17 protein-coding genes and 1 tRNA gene are annotated in these 14886 nt (G+C 65.5%); 7 read left to right on the forward strand and 11 right to left on the reverse strand.

Features of this window, described 5'->3' with window-relative positions:
* Positions 1-4: 4 nt before the first annotated feature.
* From KYX69_RS11005 to KYX69_RS11025, 5 genes are all read left to right on the forward strand, one after another.
* On the forward strand, positions 5-394 hold the full coding sequence (locus KYX69_RS11005) for an endonuclease domain-containing protein (RefSeq protein WP_300497112.1): 390 nt from the start codon (positions 5-7) through the stop codon (positions 392-394).
* Positions 395-673 carry an NAD(P) transhydrogenase subunit alpha gene (locus KYX69_RS11010; protein WP_300497114.1) on the forward strand — a complete coding sequence of 93 codons (279 nt, stop codon included), beginning with the start codon at positions 395-397 and terminating at the stop codon, positions 671-673.
* Positions 674-677: 4 nt separating this feature from the next.
* Positions 678-2114, forward strand: coding sequence for an NAD(P)(+) transhydrogenase (Re/Si-specific) subunit beta (locus KYX69_RS11015; protein WP_300497116.1), 1437 nt, complete (start codon positions 678-680; stop codon positions 2112-2114).
* A gap of 86 nt (positions 2115-2200) precedes the next feature.
* Complete coding sequence (locus KYX69_RS11020) at positions 2201-3097, forward strand: hypothetical protein (protein ID WP_300497118.1); 897 nt, start codon at positions 2201-2203, stop codon at positions 3095-3097.
* Between the two features lie 132 nt (positions 3098-3229).
* Complete coding sequence (locus KYX69_RS11025; protein WP_300497119.1) at positions 3230-4153, forward strand: hypothetical protein; 924 nt, start codon at positions 3230-3232, stop codon at positions 4151-4153.
* Between the two features lie 3 nt (positions 4154-4156).
* Here the strand turns inward: KYX69_RS11025 and KYX69_RS11030 are convergent, their stop codons facing one another.
* The 3 genes from KYX69_RS11030 to folK form a co-directional block, all read right to left on the reverse strand.
* Entirely contained in the window at positions 4157-4525 is a 369-nt protein-coding gene (locus tag KYX69_RS11030; RefSeq protein ID WP_300497121.1) for a hypothetical protein, read from the reverse strand.
* A gap of 12 nt (positions 4526-4537) precedes the next feature.
* A tRNA-Lys gene (locus tag KYX69_RS11035) sits at positions 4538-4613 on the reverse strand.
* A 45-nt stretch (positions 4614-4658) separates the two neighbouring features.
* Positions 4659-5126: a 2-amino-4-hydroxy-6-hydroxymethyldihydropteridine diphosphokinase gene (folK, locus tag KYX69_RS11040; protein WP_300497124.1), complete on the reverse strand. Its 468-nt coding sequence runs from the start codon at positions 5124-5126 to the stop codon at positions 4659-4661.
* Between the two features lie 22 nt (positions 5127-5148).
* On the opposite strand from folK, the gene KYX69_RS11045 reads away from it, so the two are divergent.
* Positions 5149-5808: a uracil-DNA glycosylase gene (locus KYX69_RS11045; RefSeq protein ID WP_300497126.1), complete on the forward strand. Its 660-nt coding sequence runs from the start codon at positions 5149-5151 to the stop codon at positions 5806-5808.
* A gap of 291 nt (positions 5809-6099) precedes the next feature.
* Here the strand turns inward: KYX69_RS11045 and aguB are convergent, their stop codons facing one another.
* The 4 genes from aguB to KYX69_RS11065 form a co-directional block, all read right to left on the reverse strand.
* Positions 6100-6954 carry an N-carbamoylputrescine amidase gene (aguB, locus tag KYX69_RS11050; RefSeq protein WP_300497129.1) on the reverse strand — a complete coding sequence of 285 codons (855 nt, stop codon included), beginning with the start codon at positions 6952-6954 and terminating at the stop codon, positions 6100-6102.
* A gap of 162 nt (positions 6955-7116) precedes the next feature.
* Positions 7117-7404, reverse strand: a complete 288-nt coding sequence (locus KYX69_RS11055; protein WP_300497131.1) for a GIY-YIG nuclease family protein — start codon at positions 7402-7404, stop codon at positions 7117-7119.
* Between the two features lie 78 nt (positions 7405-7482).
* Positions 7483-8448, reverse strand: coding sequence for an agmatine deiminase family protein (locus KYX69_RS11060; protein ID WP_300497133.1), 966 nt, complete (start codon positions 8446-8448; stop codon positions 7483-7485).
* 4 nt (positions 8449-8452) lie between these two features.
* Positions 8453-10111, reverse strand: a complete 1659-nt coding sequence (locus tag KYX69_RS11065) for a M28 family metallopeptidase (protein ID WP_300497136.1) — start codon at positions 10109-10111, stop codon at positions 8453-8455.
* 133 nt (positions 10112-10244) lie between these two features.
* On the opposite strand from KYX69_RS11065, the gene KYX69_RS11070 reads away from it, so the two are divergent.
* Complete coding sequence (locus KYX69_RS11070) at positions 10245-12197, forward strand: S9 family peptidase (RefSeq protein WP_300497138.1); 1953 nt, start codon at positions 10245-10247, stop codon at positions 12195-12197.
* 200 nt (positions 12198-12397) lie between these two features.
* Here the strand turns inward: KYX69_RS11070 and rpsD are convergent, their stop codons facing one another.
* From rpsD to nrdR, 4 genes are all read right to left on the reverse strand, one after another.
* On the reverse strand, positions 12398-13012 hold the full coding sequence (gene rpsD / locus KYX69_RS11075) for a 30S ribosomal protein S4 (protein ID WP_300497141.1): 615 nt from the start codon (positions 13010-13012) through the stop codon (positions 12398-12400).
* Positions 13013-13178: 166 nt separating this feature from the next.
* The gene (locus KYX69_RS11080) at positions 13179-13469 is read right to left on the reverse strand and encodes a hypothetical protein (RefSeq protein ID WP_300497145.1); all 291 of its coding nucleotides are present in this window, start codon (positions 13467-13469) and stop codon (positions 13179-13181) included.
* Between the two features lie 70 nt (positions 13470-13539).
* The gene (locus KYX69_RS11085; protein WP_300497149.1) at positions 13540-14256 is read right to left on the reverse strand and encodes an RNA methyltransferase; all 717 of its coding nucleotides are present in this window, start codon (positions 14254-14256) and stop codon (positions 13540-13542) included.
* Positions 14253-14714, reverse strand: coding sequence for a transcriptional regulator NrdR (gene nrdR / locus KYX69_RS11090; RefSeq protein ID WP_300497151.1), 462 nt, complete (start codon positions 14712-14714; stop codon positions 14253-14255). Before nrdR ends, KYX69_RS11085 begins: the two co-directional genes overlap by 4 nt.
* Between the last annotated feature and the right edge of the window lie 172 nt (positions 14715-14886).

The raw sequence follows: 14886 nt of genomic DNA on the forward strand, positions 1-14886 counted from the left end.
GCAAATGCAACGGCCCGAGGTTTCCACCGCACGAAAGCTGAGAAGGACCATGACGTTGCCAGAGGTCCTCCTTTGGCAGGAACTGAGAGGAAATCGCACCGGGTTCAAGTTCCGCAGGCAGCATCCCATCGGCCCATATGTCGCCGATTTCTGTTGCCTCAGCGCCAAGCTCATCGTTGAGATCGATGGCGAGGCGCACGGTGGGGAAACGGGCCAGGAACGCGATCGACGACGCGACAAGTTTTTGAACGATAACGGGTACGGGGTCATGCGGGTGCGCGCGGTGGATGTTTTGGGAAGTATCGAGGCTGTAATCGCCGCGATCGCTTCCCGTGCCGCGCTCCCCCTCCACCATGCTTCGCATGGTCCCCCTCCCCGTTCCGGGGAGGAATAAATGGACTTCATCTCGATCCTGTCGATCTTCGTGCTGGCGTGTTTCGTCGGCTATTATGTCGTGTGGTCGGTGACCCCGGCGCTGCACACGCCGCTGATGGCGGTCACCAATGCGATTTCCAGCGTCATCATCGTCGGCGCGCTGATCGCGTCGGCGGCGGCGGGCAGCGAGACCGCGAAATGGCTCGGCCTGATCGCGGTGGCGCTGGCCAGCGTCAACATCTTCGGCGGGTTCGCCGTGACCGAGCGGATGCTCGCCATGTACAAGAAGAAGGGCTGAGCCGATGCATGAAGCTGCTCCGCTGAACCCCTGGGTCGCGCTTGCCTATCTGATCGCAGGCGTGTGTTTCATCGTCGCGCTGCGCGGCCTGTCCTCCCCCGCGACCAGCCGTCGCGGCAACCGTTTCGGCATGGCGGGCATGCTGATCGCGGTGGTGACGACGCTCGTCACCCACGAGATCGCATCCTTGCCCGAGATCCTCGGCGCGATCGCAATCGGCGGCGGGTTCGGCTGGATCGTCGCGCGCAAGATCAAGATGACCGACATGCCGCAGCTGGTGGCGGGCTTCCACTCGCTCGTCGGCCTTGCCGCGGTGCTGGTCGGCGTCGCCGCCTATCTCAACCCGGAAGCATTCGGCATCGTCTTCCCCGAAGGATCGTCCAATGCCGGCCTGATCCTGCCGGTCAGCCGGATCGAGCTGGGGCTGGGCGTCGCGATCGGTGCGATCACCTTCTCCGGATCGGTCATCGCGTTCCTGAAGCTCAACGGCAATATGGGCGGCGCGCCGATCATGCTGCCCGGACGGCACGTCATCAACCTCGGCACGCTCGCCGCGATCCTCGGCCTGATCGCGTTCATGACGGTTGAGCTGCGCGCGCCCGAATGGGTGTTCTGGACCGTACTGGTCCTGTCCTTCGTCATCGGCTTCCTGCTGATCATTCCGATCGGCGGCGCGGACATGCCGGTGGTGGTGTCGATGCTCAACAGCTATTCGGGCTGGGCAGCCGCCGCGATGGGCTTCACGCTCGGCAATACCGCAATGATCATCACCGGCGCACTGGTCGGCAGCTCGGGCGCGATCCTGTCCTACATCATGTGCAAGGCGATGAACCGCAGCTTCATCAGCGTGATCGCGGGCGGCTTCGGCGGCGACAGCGGCGGCGCAGGTGCGGGCGCGGCCAAGACCGACCGCCCGTGGAAGCGCGGCAGCGCCGAAGACGCAGCCTTCCTGATGAGCCAGGCCGAGCAGGTCATCATCGTGCCCGGATACGGCATGGCAGTGGCGCAGGCACAGCATGTGCTGCGCGAGATGGGCGACAAGCTGAAGGAGCATGGCGTCCGCGTGAAATATGCGATCCACCCGGTCGCGGGGCGCATGCCCGGCCATATGAACGTGCTGCTCGCCGAAGCGAACGTCCCCTATGACGAGGTGTTCGAGCTGGAGGACATCAACAGCGAGTTCGCCCAGACCGACGTCGCCTTCATCATCGGCGCGAACGACGTGGTGAATCCGGCGGCAAAAACCGACAAGAGCTCGCCAATCTATGGCATGCCAGTGTTCGACGTGAACAAGGCCAAGACGGTGTTGTTCATCAAGCGCAGCATGGGCGGTGTCGGCTATGCCGGCGTCGACAATGACGTGTTCTACCAGGACAACACCATGATGCTACTCGCCGACGCCAAGAAGATGGTGGAGGAAATCGTTAAGTCGCTCGACTGAACATGTCCGGTCCCGGTCGCGCTTAATCGCTTGATATCCAGGCACGACCGGGACAGCATCCCCCTGCAACATTTGGGGGATGGGCAATGCTGAGTGTCGGGCGGATTCTGGAGGGCGCGTTCGGGCTGGTCCGCGAACGGTATGTGGCGGTCGCGGTGTGGATTGGTCTCTACTTGGCCGTCAACATCGCATTCATGCTCACGATAATGCCGATGATGGGCGCGACGATGAACCCGGCCGCCGCGACCGACCCCGGCGCGATGTTGGGAGCGATGCTGCCGATGTTCGCGCTGATCCCGGTTTTCTTTGTGGTCGCGGTCGTCCTCTATGCTGCCGCGATGCGCGCCGTGCTGCGCCCCGATGCGGGTGGAATCGCTTATCTGCGGCTCGGAATGGATGAGCTGCGGCTGATCGGGTTGAGCATTATCTTCGCGATTGCCGGCACGATCCTGATGTTCGTCATATCGCTGGCGCTTGGCCTGGTCGGCGTTGGGATCGCCGCCAGTGGCGAACCCGGCGTCGGATCGGTGCTGTTCAGCTTCCTGTTCATGATCGGCATCTTCGCGGTCATGATCTTTTTCGTCGTCCGCTTCTCGCTTGCCTTCCCGCTCACCCTGTATCGGGGCAAGATCGTGATCGGCGAAGCGTGGACGCTGAGCAGCGGTCGGTTCTGGAGCCTGTTCGGCGCGGCGCTCGGCATTACGTTGATCATGATGATCCTCAACATCGCGGTCTCGATGTTCACGATGGGCAGCTATTTCTACGACCTGATGAGCGCGGCCGGCGATCCTGAGGCCGTGGCGCTCGCGGCGGAAGCGCAAGCGCAATCCTATGCGCAGTTCAGCCCGGTCATGATCCTGTCCTCGCTGGGCACGGCAATCGTCGCGGGGCTGGGTGTCGCACTCACCGGCGGAAGCGTCGCGACTGCAGCCAAGCTGTTGCTCGCGGACGAGGATGAGGATGCCGAGGACGTATTCGGCTAAGCCGCTTGCCATAGTGCATCCATAATGGAGATAACGGGCGGCAGACCGGTTGAAATCGGAGACGCCTTGTGCTGACGCGCCGCCCCGCCCCGCGATTACATCCGCATTGCAGCGCAAAGCGGAGGGATTGCGATGAGTGACGCCATGACGGGTACCGAGCTTGCCGCCGATGCTGCGCGCGTCCTGATCGTGGCACCGGCGGCGGCGCAGGAGCGGCATCGCGCGGCCGTTATGGCGAACGGCGCGCGCGTGCTGGGCGCGGTTCCTCCGGACGCAATCGATGCGGCGCTCGCCAGCCTGATCGCCGCCGAGATGATCGTGCTCGACGGCACCGGCGTCGATCCTGAACGGATGGCGGCGAGCGCCGGGCGGATTGCCGCCTGGACCCGCGACGGCGACTGCCGGATCGTGGCTTTGCTCGACACCGACGCACTGGACCTTGCCGCGCCGGTACTGATGGACGCCGGGGCGGTCCTGCTCTGCGATCCGTCAGCGTCCGACTATGCCGCCGCACTGGTCCGAGCGAGCGCTCCTCCGGGGGCGCGGCTGCACGACGCGACGCAGGAGCGCGAGGCCGAACGGCTGCGTCTGCTCAACGAAGAAGTGGCGCGGCTCGCCGCCGTGCTGTCCGACTTTGCCGCCGATCCGATGCGGCGCGAGCTGCGCGAGCCTGGCCGCGGCTATCGCCCCGAACCCGGCGGCGCGCCCGATCCGACGCCGCGCACCGTCCGGGCCACCATCCGCGCCCGGCGGCTGCGCGACCAGCATTTCACCCCCGAGCTCTTCGCCGATCCGGCCTGGGACATGCTGCTCGACCTCTATGCCGCGCGGCTGGAGGGAAGTCGGGTGTCGGTGTCGAGCCTGTGCATCGCGGCGTCGGTGCCGCCGACGACGGCGCTGCGCTGGATCGGGACGATGCACGATGCCGGGCTGTTCGAGCGCGAGGCCGATCCCGGCGACCGGCGGCGGGCGCATATCATGCTGTCGACGCGCGCAGCGGAGGCCATGCGCGGCTATTTCACCGCCGTCGCGCGGCTGGGACTGCTACCGATCTGACGATCAGGGGTCGAAGCGCAGCACGTGCAGCGGCTTGCCGACCTCGCCAAACTGCACCTCGCTCGGCGTCTTGCTGAGAAAGATCCGCGCCGAGACGGTGGGTGTCACGTCCTGATGCAGGCCGAACCCGGCGTGGCTGCCGGCATCGACATCGACCTTTCGGACGATCGCCGCATCCAGATAGCGCTCGTCGCGCCGCGCCACCGCGACCGAATTGAGCAGCCCGCGTTCGGCCACCGGGACGACGACGACGAAGGGCGACCAGGTGCCGGACACCGGCCACACCTCAACTTCCAGCGCCGATTCGCGCGGATAGAGTTCGTAGCCGAACGACGAGGGTGCGCTGGGCTGGACGAACGGCTGGTCGGACATGATGGTCTCCGGTGGTGAGCCCTGATGGATTCGAACCATCGACCTACTGATTAAAAGTCAGTTGCTCTACCGACTGAGCTAAGGGCCCCCATGCTGGGTCAGGCGCTGCACCTAGGGGCGCAGAGGCGGCGGGTCAACCGGGGAGGCGGGCTGCGAGCTGGCGGATGGTGCGTCCGGTCAGCGGATCGCGCCAGTCCGGGACGATGCTGGCCAATGGGCGCAAGACGAAGTCGCGCTGGCGGAACAGCGGGTGGGGCACGGTGAGGCCGGGGCTGCTCCATGCGCCGCCGGACCAGAGGATCAGGTCGAGATCGATCACCCGCGCGTCCCAGCGGCGACCGCGGCGGCGACCGAAGCTGCGCTCGATCTGCTTGAGCCGCGCCAGCAGTTCGGCGGGGGTTTCGGCGCTCTCGATCAGGATCGCGGCGTTGGCGAAACGGCGGCGTGAGGGGCCGAGGGGGGCGGTTTCGATAACCCGCGACTGCGCGACCACCCCGCCGATCGCCGCGATCGCCGCCGCCAGCTCCTGACGCGGGGAGCCATGGCAGCCGCGCCGGTTCGACCCCAGCGCGATGACATAATGGTGGGTTGAGGCGCTCACCCGCCCCGCCTATCCCGGAGCGATGATCCCGCCAAGTCCGTTGCCCGAGACCGAGCCGCCGCACGACTGCCCGCGCTGTCCCCGGCTGGTGGCGTTGCGACAGGAGTTGCGGGTTGAGTATCCCGACTGGTGGAACGCGCCGGTGCCGGCATTCGGGGACCCCGATGCATGGCTGGGCATTATCGGGCTGGCACCGGGCAAACATGGGGCGAACCGGACCGGGCGGCCCTTTACCGGCGATTTCGCGGGCGACCTCATGTTCGCAACGCTCGCCAAGTTCGGGTTCACGGACGGCAACTATGAGAGCCGCGCGGATGACGGGTTGCAGCTGAACGGCGCGATCATCGTCAATTCGGTCAAGTGCCTGCCGCCCGAGAACAAGCCGACGCCGGAGGAGGCGCGGACCTGTCGGCCGTTTGCGGAGGCGCAGGTCGATGCGCTGCCGTATGCGCGCATCTTCATCGCCTTGGGCCAGATCGCGCATCAGAGCGCGGTCAAGATCCTTGGCGGCAAGCTGCCCAAATGCCGGTTCGGGCATCTGGCGGAGCACCGCATGCCCGACGGGCGGGTGCTGATCGATAGCTATCACTGCTCGCGCTACAACCAGAATACCGGGCGGCTGACGGCGGAGATGTTCGAGGCGGTTTTTGCCCGGGCATTGGAGCTGCGCGGGACGGTGTGAGCGCCGGAAGTTTACACTGACTTTACACTGTCGCGCAGGTCGGCGGCGGGTCGCGGGGCGCTTCACTGGCATGGCGGTCGTCCCGAATCAGAGGGACCATCCAGATATGCCGGAGCGGGGCTTGTAGGAAAGCGGTTTTCGGGATCATCGACCCTCCCCCGCGAGGGGAGGTGTCAGCATCGCTGACGAAGGGAGAGGATGGGTATCGGCTTGAGCCTATAGGACATCGCCGTCCTCCCCCTCCGCCAGGCTGCGCCTGCCACCTCCCCCTGGCGGGGGAGGATTATTGGATCACACGTCCTCGACCATGCGCCGGTACAGCTCTGGCCTTCGGTCGCGGAAGAAGCCCATGCCGGCGCGGTGCTTGCGCGCGCGGTCGAGGTCTAGCGTCGCGGTGAGGACGCCGGTTTCCTCCGCCCCGAATTCGGCGATGATGTCGCCCCATTCGTCGCAGATGAAGCTGTGGCCGTAGAAACGCTGGTCGCCCTCGGTCCCGATGCGGTTCGACGCGATCACGGGCACGACGTTGGACACGGCATGGCCGATCATCGCGCGGCGCCACATGCGGCTGGTGTCGAGATCGGCGTCATAGGGTTCCGACCCGATCGCGGTGGGGTAGAAGAGCAGTTGCGCCCCCATCAGCATCATCGTGCGCGCGGTTTCGGGATACCATTGGTCCCAGCAGATGCCGACGCCGAGCGCCGCGTCGTCCGCCGGGCCGTCCCATACCTTGAAGCCCGTGTTGCCGGGGCGGAAATAATATTTCTCCTCATAGCCCGGGCCGTCGGGGATGTGGCTCTTGCGATAGACGCCCGCGACCTTGCCGTCCGGGCCGATCATCGCGAGGCTGTTGTAGAAATGCGGTCCGTCCGCCTCGAAGAAGCTGGTGGGGATGTGGATCTGAAGCTCCGCCGCGAGCTTCTGCATCGCCGTGACGGCGGGGTGGCTGGCGAGCGGTTTCGCGGTGGCGAACAGCGCCTCATCTTCGACCCGGCAGAAATATTCGCCTTCGAAGAGTTCGGGGGGCAGGACGACCTGCGCACCCTTCCCCGCCGCCTCACGCACGAGGTCGGTGACGTTGGCGATGTTCTGCGCCGTGTCGGTGGTGAAGGCGAGTTGGAGCGCGGCGACGGTGATCTGGGTCATGTGGGGGTATTTAGGGGGTGGGCCTCCCTTCGTCACCCCGGACAGGTGGCGAACGTCATCATAACCGTCACCCCAGCGAAAGCTGGGGTCTCTGGTGGCGGAGGCGGGCAATTGCCTCACGAGGCCCCAGCTTTCGCTGGGGCGACGGATATGAGTGGCGGATCACGCGATCTGGTCAAACAGGTCCTGCCAATCCGGGTTGGTCCGCTCGATCAATTCGATCTTCCAGCCGCGCTTCCATGCCTTGAGCGCCTTCTCCCGGCGAATCGCGTCGTCGATGCTGTCATGCCATTCGACCAGCACCAGTGTCTTGATGCCGTATTTTCTACAATAGGCCGATCCCTTGTCGCGGCGATGCTGGTCGATGCGCTCGGCGAGATATGCAGTGACCCCGACATAGAGCATCCCGCGCTGCTTGCTGGCCATGATGTAGGTCCAGCCGCCGGGCATGGCGTCAGCGTTGGACTTGCCGAGGGAGACCCCAGCTTCCGCTGGGGTGACGGGAAGAACGAGGCGACGCCCAGATTTTCACCGCGGAATCTGCTGCGAGATGCAGTGGAAGCTGCCGCCGCCCGTCAGGATATGGTCCGCGCGCAGGCCTACCGCCTCACGACCCGGGAACAGCGCGCCGATCGTTTCAACCGCCTTGCGGTCATTGGGCTGGCCGTAGACCGGGACCACCACTGCGGCGTTGCCGATGTAGAAGTTCATGTAACTTGCCGGGACGACCTCGCCCCCCTGGATCACGCGGCCGGGTGAGGGGATGGGAACCACCTCGACCCCGAACGCCTCGGCACGGCGTTTGGCGTCGGCATAGACCAGCCAATTGGGGTCGTTTTCCTCCGGCACGGGAATCGCCAGCCGGTTTTCGCCAACGAAGCGGGCGAGGTTGTCGACATGGCCGTCGGTGTGGTCGTGCGCGAGGCCGTTGCCGAGCCACAGCACGCGGTCGAACCCCAGATCTTCGCGCAGCCGCCGTTCGGCCTCAGCCTGCGACAGGCCGGGATTGCGGTTGCGGTTGAGCAAACATTGCTCGGTGGTGACGACCAGGCCGGTGCCGTCCCAGTCGATCGAGCCGCCTTCCAGAATCCAGTCATGTTCGACCGTGTCGATCCGCTTCTTCGCGGCAAGGCGGCGGCCGATATCCTCGTCGCCGGCATATTCATATTTCCCGCCCCAGCCGTTGAAGCCGAAGGCGTGGCCGACCCCGGCGCTATCGAGGATCACCCCGGTGTCGCGGAGCCAGATGTCGCCGAACGGGGCGACCACCACCTTGGCCGTATCGCCGACCAGCAGCGACGCGGCCCCCGCCGCCTCGTCATCCGCAGCGACCAGCAGCACCTGTTCCCCCGCCCCGCCGGCATGGACCGCGCGGGCGAAGGCAGCGACCTCCGCGCGCGCGGCGCCGAGCGAGTCCCACAGATCGGGATGGCTGGGGAAACCGATCCAGACTGCCTTGTGCTGCGCCCATTCGGGGGGAAGGTGCGTGGTCACGGTATTACTTGGCTCCTGCGCGGGATTTGTCGCGGGCGGCGCGGAATTCGTCGCCCTCGACCCAATTCGGCCACTGCGCGGTCATGGCGAGCATGCGGCCGACGGCGTAATAGACCTGAAGATCCTTTTCCGCGCCCGCCCAGTTCCACTTGGGGTCGAATTCGTCCTTCGGGCCGTGGTAGCGGTTCTTCTCATAATCCGCCGCGGCGGCCTTGCCCGCTTCCTTGCCGCCCTCGATCAGATCGTCGCCCGCGTCGAAATAGAGCATCGGCACGCCATGCTTCGCCAGCATGAAATGGTCGGAGCGGTAGTAGAAGCCCTTCTCGGGCGTCGGTTCGGCACTGGCGACGCGGCTCTGCTTGGCGAGTGCAGTGGCGAGGTAGCTGTCGAGCTCCGACTTGCCCATGCCGACCACGACGACATTCCTGGCCGGGGGCGTCAGGTTCATCGCGTCGATGTTCACCCCGCCGACGGTCTTCGCCAGCGGATAGACGGGGTTGTCGCCATAATATTTGGAGCCGAGCAGGCCCGATTCCTCGGCCGTGACGGCGAGGAAGACGAGGCTGCGGTCGGGGGCGCCGGCGTCCTTGTTCGCCTTGGCGATGGCGATCAGCGCGGCGGTGCCGGTGGCGTTGTCGATCGCGCCATTGCAGATGTCATCGCCATCGGGCGCGGCTTCGCAGCGGCCGAGATGGTCCCAATGCGCGGTGTAGAGGACGACCTCGTCGGGCCGCTTGGCACCGGGGAGGATGCCGATGACATTCTTCGACGCGTGCTTGCGGATGACATTGTCGAAGCTGACCGATGCCTTGACGTCGCCGAGCGGGACGGCCTTGAACCCCTTCACCTTGGCGGCGGCGGAGAGCTTGTCGAAATCCTGACCCGCGCTGGCGAACAGCGCCTTGGCCTTGTCCAGCTGGATCCAGCCATTGGCGGCGGTCTGGTCGGCATGGCCGTTGGCGGCGTCGGCGACCTGCTGCTCACCGGTCCAGCTCGACTGGACGACGTTCCAGCCATAGGCGGCGGGTTGCGTGTCGTGGACAATCAGCGCGGCGGCGGCCCCCTGACGCGCGGCCTCCTCATATTTGTAGGTCCAGCGGCCATAATAGGTCATCGCCTTGCCGTTGAACTCGCCTTGTTGCCCCTCCGTTTGCCAGTCGGGATCGTTGACCAGGATGACGACGGTCTTCCCCTTCACATCGACCCCGGCATAGTCGTTCCAGCCCTTTTCAGGCGCGTTGATGCCGTAGCCGACGAACACGACCGGGCTGTCCTTGACCGCGATGTTCGGGGTCACGCGATAGGTGCCGGCGACGAATTCGGGGCCGTATTTCAGGGACATCGGCTGGGTGCCGCCGGTAAAGGTCAGCGGCGAGACATTCTGCGCGGTGATCGCCACCAACGGCACGTCCTGGAACCAGCTGCCGTTGTTTCCGGGCTGAAGTCCCGCTTTCTGGAACTGCTCGACGAGATAGGCGAGCGTCTTGGCCTCACCCGGCGTGCCGGGGGCGCGGCCCTCGAACGCGTCGGACGACAGCGTCTGCGTCGCCTCCTTTATCACGTCCATCGGCATCGCGGGGAGCGCGACATCGGGGAGCGCAGTCGTGTCGGACGCAGTCGAACAGGCGGCAAGGCCCAGCAGGGCGAGCAGCGCAAGGCGCATGGGGCATCTCTCCAAAGATGTGATGCCGCGACTATTGGCAGGGGGTGGCGGTGGGGGCAAGCGGTGCCCGCGTCCTGCGGGGTTGCCCGGCGGTCCGGACACGCGTTAGGGTCGGGCGCAGGGGGACGAAGATATGCTGCGATTGTCGTTGGTTACCGCGCTGACTTGTTACAGTGTGCAGGCGTCGGCGCAACAGCTGGATGCCGCCGCCGCCTTTGGCGCGCGCGAATATATCGAGCAGGCGAGCCTGTCGCCCGACGGCCTGCGCCTGGCCTATGTCACACCGACCCGTGGGCAGGCGTCGGCGGTCTATGTCCTGCCGGTTGACGGGTCCGCGCCACCGAAGGCGATCGCCGCCGCCGACGGCAAGCCCGAACGCATCGCCGGGTGCAATTGGGCGAGCAACACGCGCCTGCTGTGCACCGTGTACGGCGTGATCAGCATCGACGGGACGCTGGCGATTTCGACGCGGATCGCGGCGATGGATCATGACGGCGCGAATATGAAGGTGCTGAGCCACACGCGCGGGACGGGCGACCTGCTGGGCTATGACACGTTCGGCGGATCGGTGATCGACTGGAACCCCGGAGTCGATGGCAAGGTGCTGATGATGCGCCAATATGTGCCTGAATCGAGCACCGGGACGCGGCTGGCCCAGACCGCCCAGGGGATCGGCGTCGATCTGGTCGATGTGTCGACGCTCAAGGTGAGTTCGGTCGAGCCGCCGAGCCGCGATGCGGGCGAATATATCACCGACGGCAAGGGCATTGTACGCCTGATCGGGCGGCGTGCGTCCAAGGACTATTACACCACGGGGGTCAGCCACTATTCCTATCGCCGCGCGGGCAGCACCGCATGGCAGGCGCTCAGCAGCGTCGGTCCCGATCGCGCCGGATTCGATCCCTATGGCGTCGATCCGACGCTCGACATTGCCTATGGCCTCAAGCGGGTCGACGGGAAGATCGCCGCCTTTTCGATCGCGCTTGACGGCACGCTGGGCGAGAAGCTGGTGTTTGCGCATCCGGAGGTCGATGTCAGCGGATTTGCGCGGATCGGACGCAACCGGCGCATTGTCGGCGTCACCTACTCCACCGATGTGCCGTCGGTCGAATATATCGATGCCGGTATCGCGCGCCTGATCCAGTCGCTGCAGAAGGCAATGCCGCATCTGCCGCTGGTGCGGGTCATCGATTCGAGCGAGGACGAGAACCGCCTGCTGATTTGGGCCGGCAGCGATGTCGATCCCGGTCGGTTCTTCCTGTTCGATCGCAAGGCCAAGGCGCTTCAGGAGCTGGCGCTGGCGCGGCCGCAGCTGGAGAAGGTCAAGCTCGCGCCGATGCGGCACATCACCTATCCCGCCGCCGACGGCACGATGATCCCAGCCTATCTGACGCTCCCGGCCGATGGGAGCACCAAGAATGTCCGCGCCATCGTCCTGCCCCATGGCGGCCCGGGCGCGCGCGACGATTGGGGGTTTGACTGGCTCACCCAATTCTACGCCAATCAGGGCTTTGCGGTGCTCCAGCCGAACTTTCGCGGGTCGGCGGGCTATGGCGACGCCTGGTTCGAGAAGAACGGGTTCCAGAGCTGGCGGACCGCCATTGGGGACGTAAACGATGCCGGGCGCTGGCTAATCAAGGAAGGCATCGCCGACCCGGCCAAGTTGTCGATCCTGGGCTGGTCCTATGGCGGCTATGCGGCGCTGCAATCGGCGGTGTCCGAACCCGGACTGTTCAAGCGCGTCGTGGCGATCGCGCCGGTCACCGATCTCGACCGGCTGAAGAGCGAGAACCAGAATTACAGCAACTATCAGGAGGTCGTGCGCTTCGTCGGCAGCGGGCCGCATATCGAGGAGGGATCGCCGGCGCGGCACGCCGCGAAGATCAAGGCACCGGTGCTGATGTTCCACGGAACGATGGACCGCAATGTCTCGGTCTTTCACGCCGAGCTGATGCAGAACCGGTTGAAGGCCGCAGGTGCGCAGAGCGAGCTGGTCGTGTTCGAGGGACTCGACCATTATCTCGACGACAGCGACGCGCGCACGCAGATGCTGCGCAAAACCGCCGAATTCCTGAAGGCGCCCTAGAATCGTTTTCAGTTGGGCGGCACCGGCCCGCTCCCCCACCCGGCCACCCATAGAATACACTGGCGTTGGGTGGCCGGGTGCGGGAGCGGGCCGGTGCCGATTCAGCTTTGCTGAAAACGACTCTAGCGCCGGTCATTCGCACAACGAAAAAGGGCGGCCCCGCGGAACCGCCCTTTTCCGTTTCGTCGCGATGAGCTGGATCAGCGCGAGTAGAACTCGACGACCAGGTTCGGTTCCATCTTCACCGGATAGGGCACTTCGTCGAGTGCCGGGACGCGGGTGAAGGTAATCTTCGACGCGCCGTCCGGAGCGATGTAGTCGGGGATGTCGCGCTCGGCCAGGCTCTGCGCTTCCATGACCAGCGCCATCTCACGCGCCTTCGAACCCAGCTCGACCGTCTCGCCGACCTTGATGCGGCGCGAACCGATGTTGCACTTCTCGCCATTGACCTTGACGTGGCCGTGGTTCACCAGCTGACGCGCGGCGAAGATCGTCGGCGCGAACTTGGCGCGATAGACGATCATGTCGAGGCGCTGTTCGAGCAGCCCGATCAGGTTCTGGCCGGTATCGCCCTTCATGCGCGACGCATCTTCATAGGCGCGCTTGAACTGCTTTTCGGTCACGTCGCCATAATAGCCCTTGAGCTTCTGCTTGGCGCGCAGCTGGATGCCGAAGTCCGACATCTTGCCCTTGCGGCGCTGGCCGTGCTGACCGGGACCATATTCACGCTTGTTGACGGGCGACTTGGGGCGACCCCAAATGTTTTCGCCCATCCGGCGATCGAGCTTGTACTTGGCGCTGGAGCGCTTCGACATGATAAATTCCTAACAATTGCAACGACGTTGACCCGGCCAGATAGCCTGATCGCGATTCCGGTATCGCCTGTGCGTGCGCACAGGGCCGCTGCTTCACCGGAGTGCAGGGCCGATTGCGAAGGCGCGCGCCTAGACCTGCGACGCGCGTGAGTCAAGCTGGAGCGCGTCAGCCGCCGCTGGGCTGAGCGTAGGGGGTCCAGGCGTCGCGGCCCTCGCGCTCGGCGCTGTCGATCACGCGATCCTTTTCGGTCCGCGCCGCAGCTTCGCGCGATTCCCACTGGGCGCGGGTCAGGCAGACATATTTGGCAAGTCGCGTGCCGACGGTGTTGTCGCGACGGCAGATCTTCTTTTCCTTGACCGGTTTGGCGGCTGCAGGTGCGGCGTCCTGCGCGATGGCGGGCGTCGAGATCATCGGAGCGGCGAGCAGCAGCGCGCCAAGGGCAAGTCCGGTCTTCATCTATATTCCCCTGAGCAAGGTTGCGCACAGGATGCCGCAGCAACCCATTCTGAACAAGCGCTAACTTTACTCAGGCGCGATTGCGCTTCTTGCCTTCCAGCGCGGACAGCACGCCGCGCAGGGTGCGCAACTCCTGACTGGTCCAGCCCGGCTTGGTCAGCAGGTTGCGCAGCGTCAGCTTGGTCGTCGGCACGCGATCGGGCGGGAAGTAGTAGCCGGTATCCTCAAGCAGCATGTCGACATGGCCGATCAGCCCCTCCAGCTCCGCCTGCGGTGCGGGGGGATCGAGGTCGGTGCGCGGCGGCTGGGCCAGCCCCTGCCCCTTCGACCATTCATAGGCGACGAGGATCACCGCCTGCGCCAGGTTGAGCGAGCCGAATTCGGGGTTGATCGGGACGGTCAGGATCGCGCGGGCGAGCGCAACATCCTCGGTCCCCAGCCCCGAACGCTCCGGGCCGAACAGGATGGCGCTGCGCCCGACCGCGCCATGAATTTCGGCGGCGGCTTCGACCGGAGTCACCACCGGCTTGGTCACGCCGCGCTTGCGCACCGTGGTGGCAAAGACGTGCGGGCAATCGGCCACCGCCTCGGCGACGCTTTCAAATACCTGCGCGCGTTCGAGCACCACGTCCGCGCCGCTCGCCGCCGGACCCGCCGACGGGTTGGGCCAGCCGTCGCGCGGGGTGACCAGCCGCATTTCGGTGAGCCCGAAATTGAGCATCGCGCGCGCGGCCTTGCCGATATTCTCGCCGAGTTGCGGGCGGACTAGAACGATGACCGGGTTCACTGCTTGCCGACCTCGCTCACATTGCTGGCGAATTCCTCGAAATCCTTGGCCTCGCGGAAGTCGCGATAGACGCTGGCGAAGCGGATATAGGCGACCGAGTCGAGGTGCTTGAGCCCCTCCATCACCATTTCGCCGATGCGCTTGGTCGGCACTTCGGTCTCGCCCAACGTTTCGAGCTGACGCTGAATGCCGGAGACGAGCTTTTCGACCTGGGTCGCGTCGATCGGGCGCTTGCGGCACGCCAGGCTGACCGAGCGGATCAGCTTGTCGCGGTCGAACGGCTCGCGCTTGTCCTCCGACTTGAGCACGAACAGCTCACGCAGCTGGATGCGTTCGAAGGTGGTGAAACGCGCGGCGCACGCTTCGCACTGCCGCCGACGACGGATCGCGGCGCCGTCTTCGGTGGGGCGGCTGTCTTTAACTTGCGAGGCCTCGTGGCCGCAGAAGGGGCAGCGCATTAACCCCTCTCCCCTTCAGGGGATAGGGTGGTCGAGCGAAGCGAGACCGGGAGAGGGGGCTGAAGGAGAGCGCATCGTGCATGCCCCTCTCCCCGGCCCTCTCCCCTGAAGGGGAGAGGGAGAAAGGGCATCACGCCTCCGGGTAGATCGGGAAGCGTTCGCACAGCGCGCG

The organism is Sphingomonas sp. (assembly GCF_030145815.1).
GTDB lineage: Bacteria > Pseudomonadota > Alphaproteobacteria > Sphingomonadales > Sphingomonadaceae > Sphingomonas.

Coding starts and splice junctions, on each gene's coding strand:
- KYX69_RS11005 (WP_300497112.1), top strand. CDS start 5: ATGCAACGGCCCGAGGTTTCCACCGCACGAAAGCTGAGAAGGACCATG.
- KYX69_RS11010 (WP_300497114.1), top strand. CDS start 395: ATGGACTTCATCTCGATCCTGTCGATCTTCGTGCTGGCGTGTTTCGTC.
- KYX69_RS11015 (WP_300497116.1), top strand. CDS start 678: ATGCATGAAGCTGCTCCGCTGAACCCCTGGGTCGCGCTTGCCTATCTG.
- KYX69_RS11020 (WP_300497118.1), top strand. CDS start 2,201: ATGCTGAGTGTCGGGCGGATTCTGGAGGGCGCGTTCGGGCTGGTCCGC.
- KYX69_RS11025 (WP_300497119.1), top strand. CDS start 3,230: ATGAGTGACGCCATGACGGGTACCGAGCTTGCCGCCGATGCTGCGCGC.
- KYX69_RS11030 (WP_300497121.1), bottom strand. CDS start 4,525: ATGTCCGACCAGCCGTTCGTCCAGCCCAGCGCACCCTCGTCGTTCGGC.
- KYX69_RS11045 (WP_300497126.1), top strand. CDS start 5,149: ATGATCCCGCCAAGTCCGTTGCCCGAGACCGAGCCGCCGCACGACTGC.
- aguB (WP_300497129.1), bottom strand. CDS start 6,954: ATGACCCAGATCACCGTCGCCGCGCTCCAACTCGCCTTCACCACCGAC.
- KYX69_RS11055 (WP_300497131.1), bottom strand. CDS start 7,404: ATGCCCGGCGGCTGGACCTACATCATGGCCAGCAAGCAGCGCGGGATG.
- KYX69_RS11065 (WP_300497136.1), bottom strand. CDS start 10,111: ATGCGCCTTGCGCTGCTCGCCCTGCTGGGCCTTGCCGCCTGTTCGACT.
- KYX69_RS11070 (WP_300497138.1), top strand. CDS start 10,245: ATGCTGCGATTGTCGTTGGTTACCGCGCTGACTTGTTACAGTGTGCAG.
- rpsD (WP_300497141.1), bottom strand. CDS start 13,012: ATGTCGAAGCGCTCCAGCGCCAAGTACAAGCTCGATCGCCGGATGGGC.
- KYX69_RS11080 (WP_300497145.1), bottom strand. CDS start 13,469: ATGAAGACCGGACTTGCCCTTGGCGCGCTGCTGCTCGCCGCTCCGATG.
- nrdR (WP_300497151.1), bottom strand. CDS start 14,714: ATGCGCTGCCCCTTCTGCGGCCACGAGGCCTCGCAAGTTAAAGACAGC.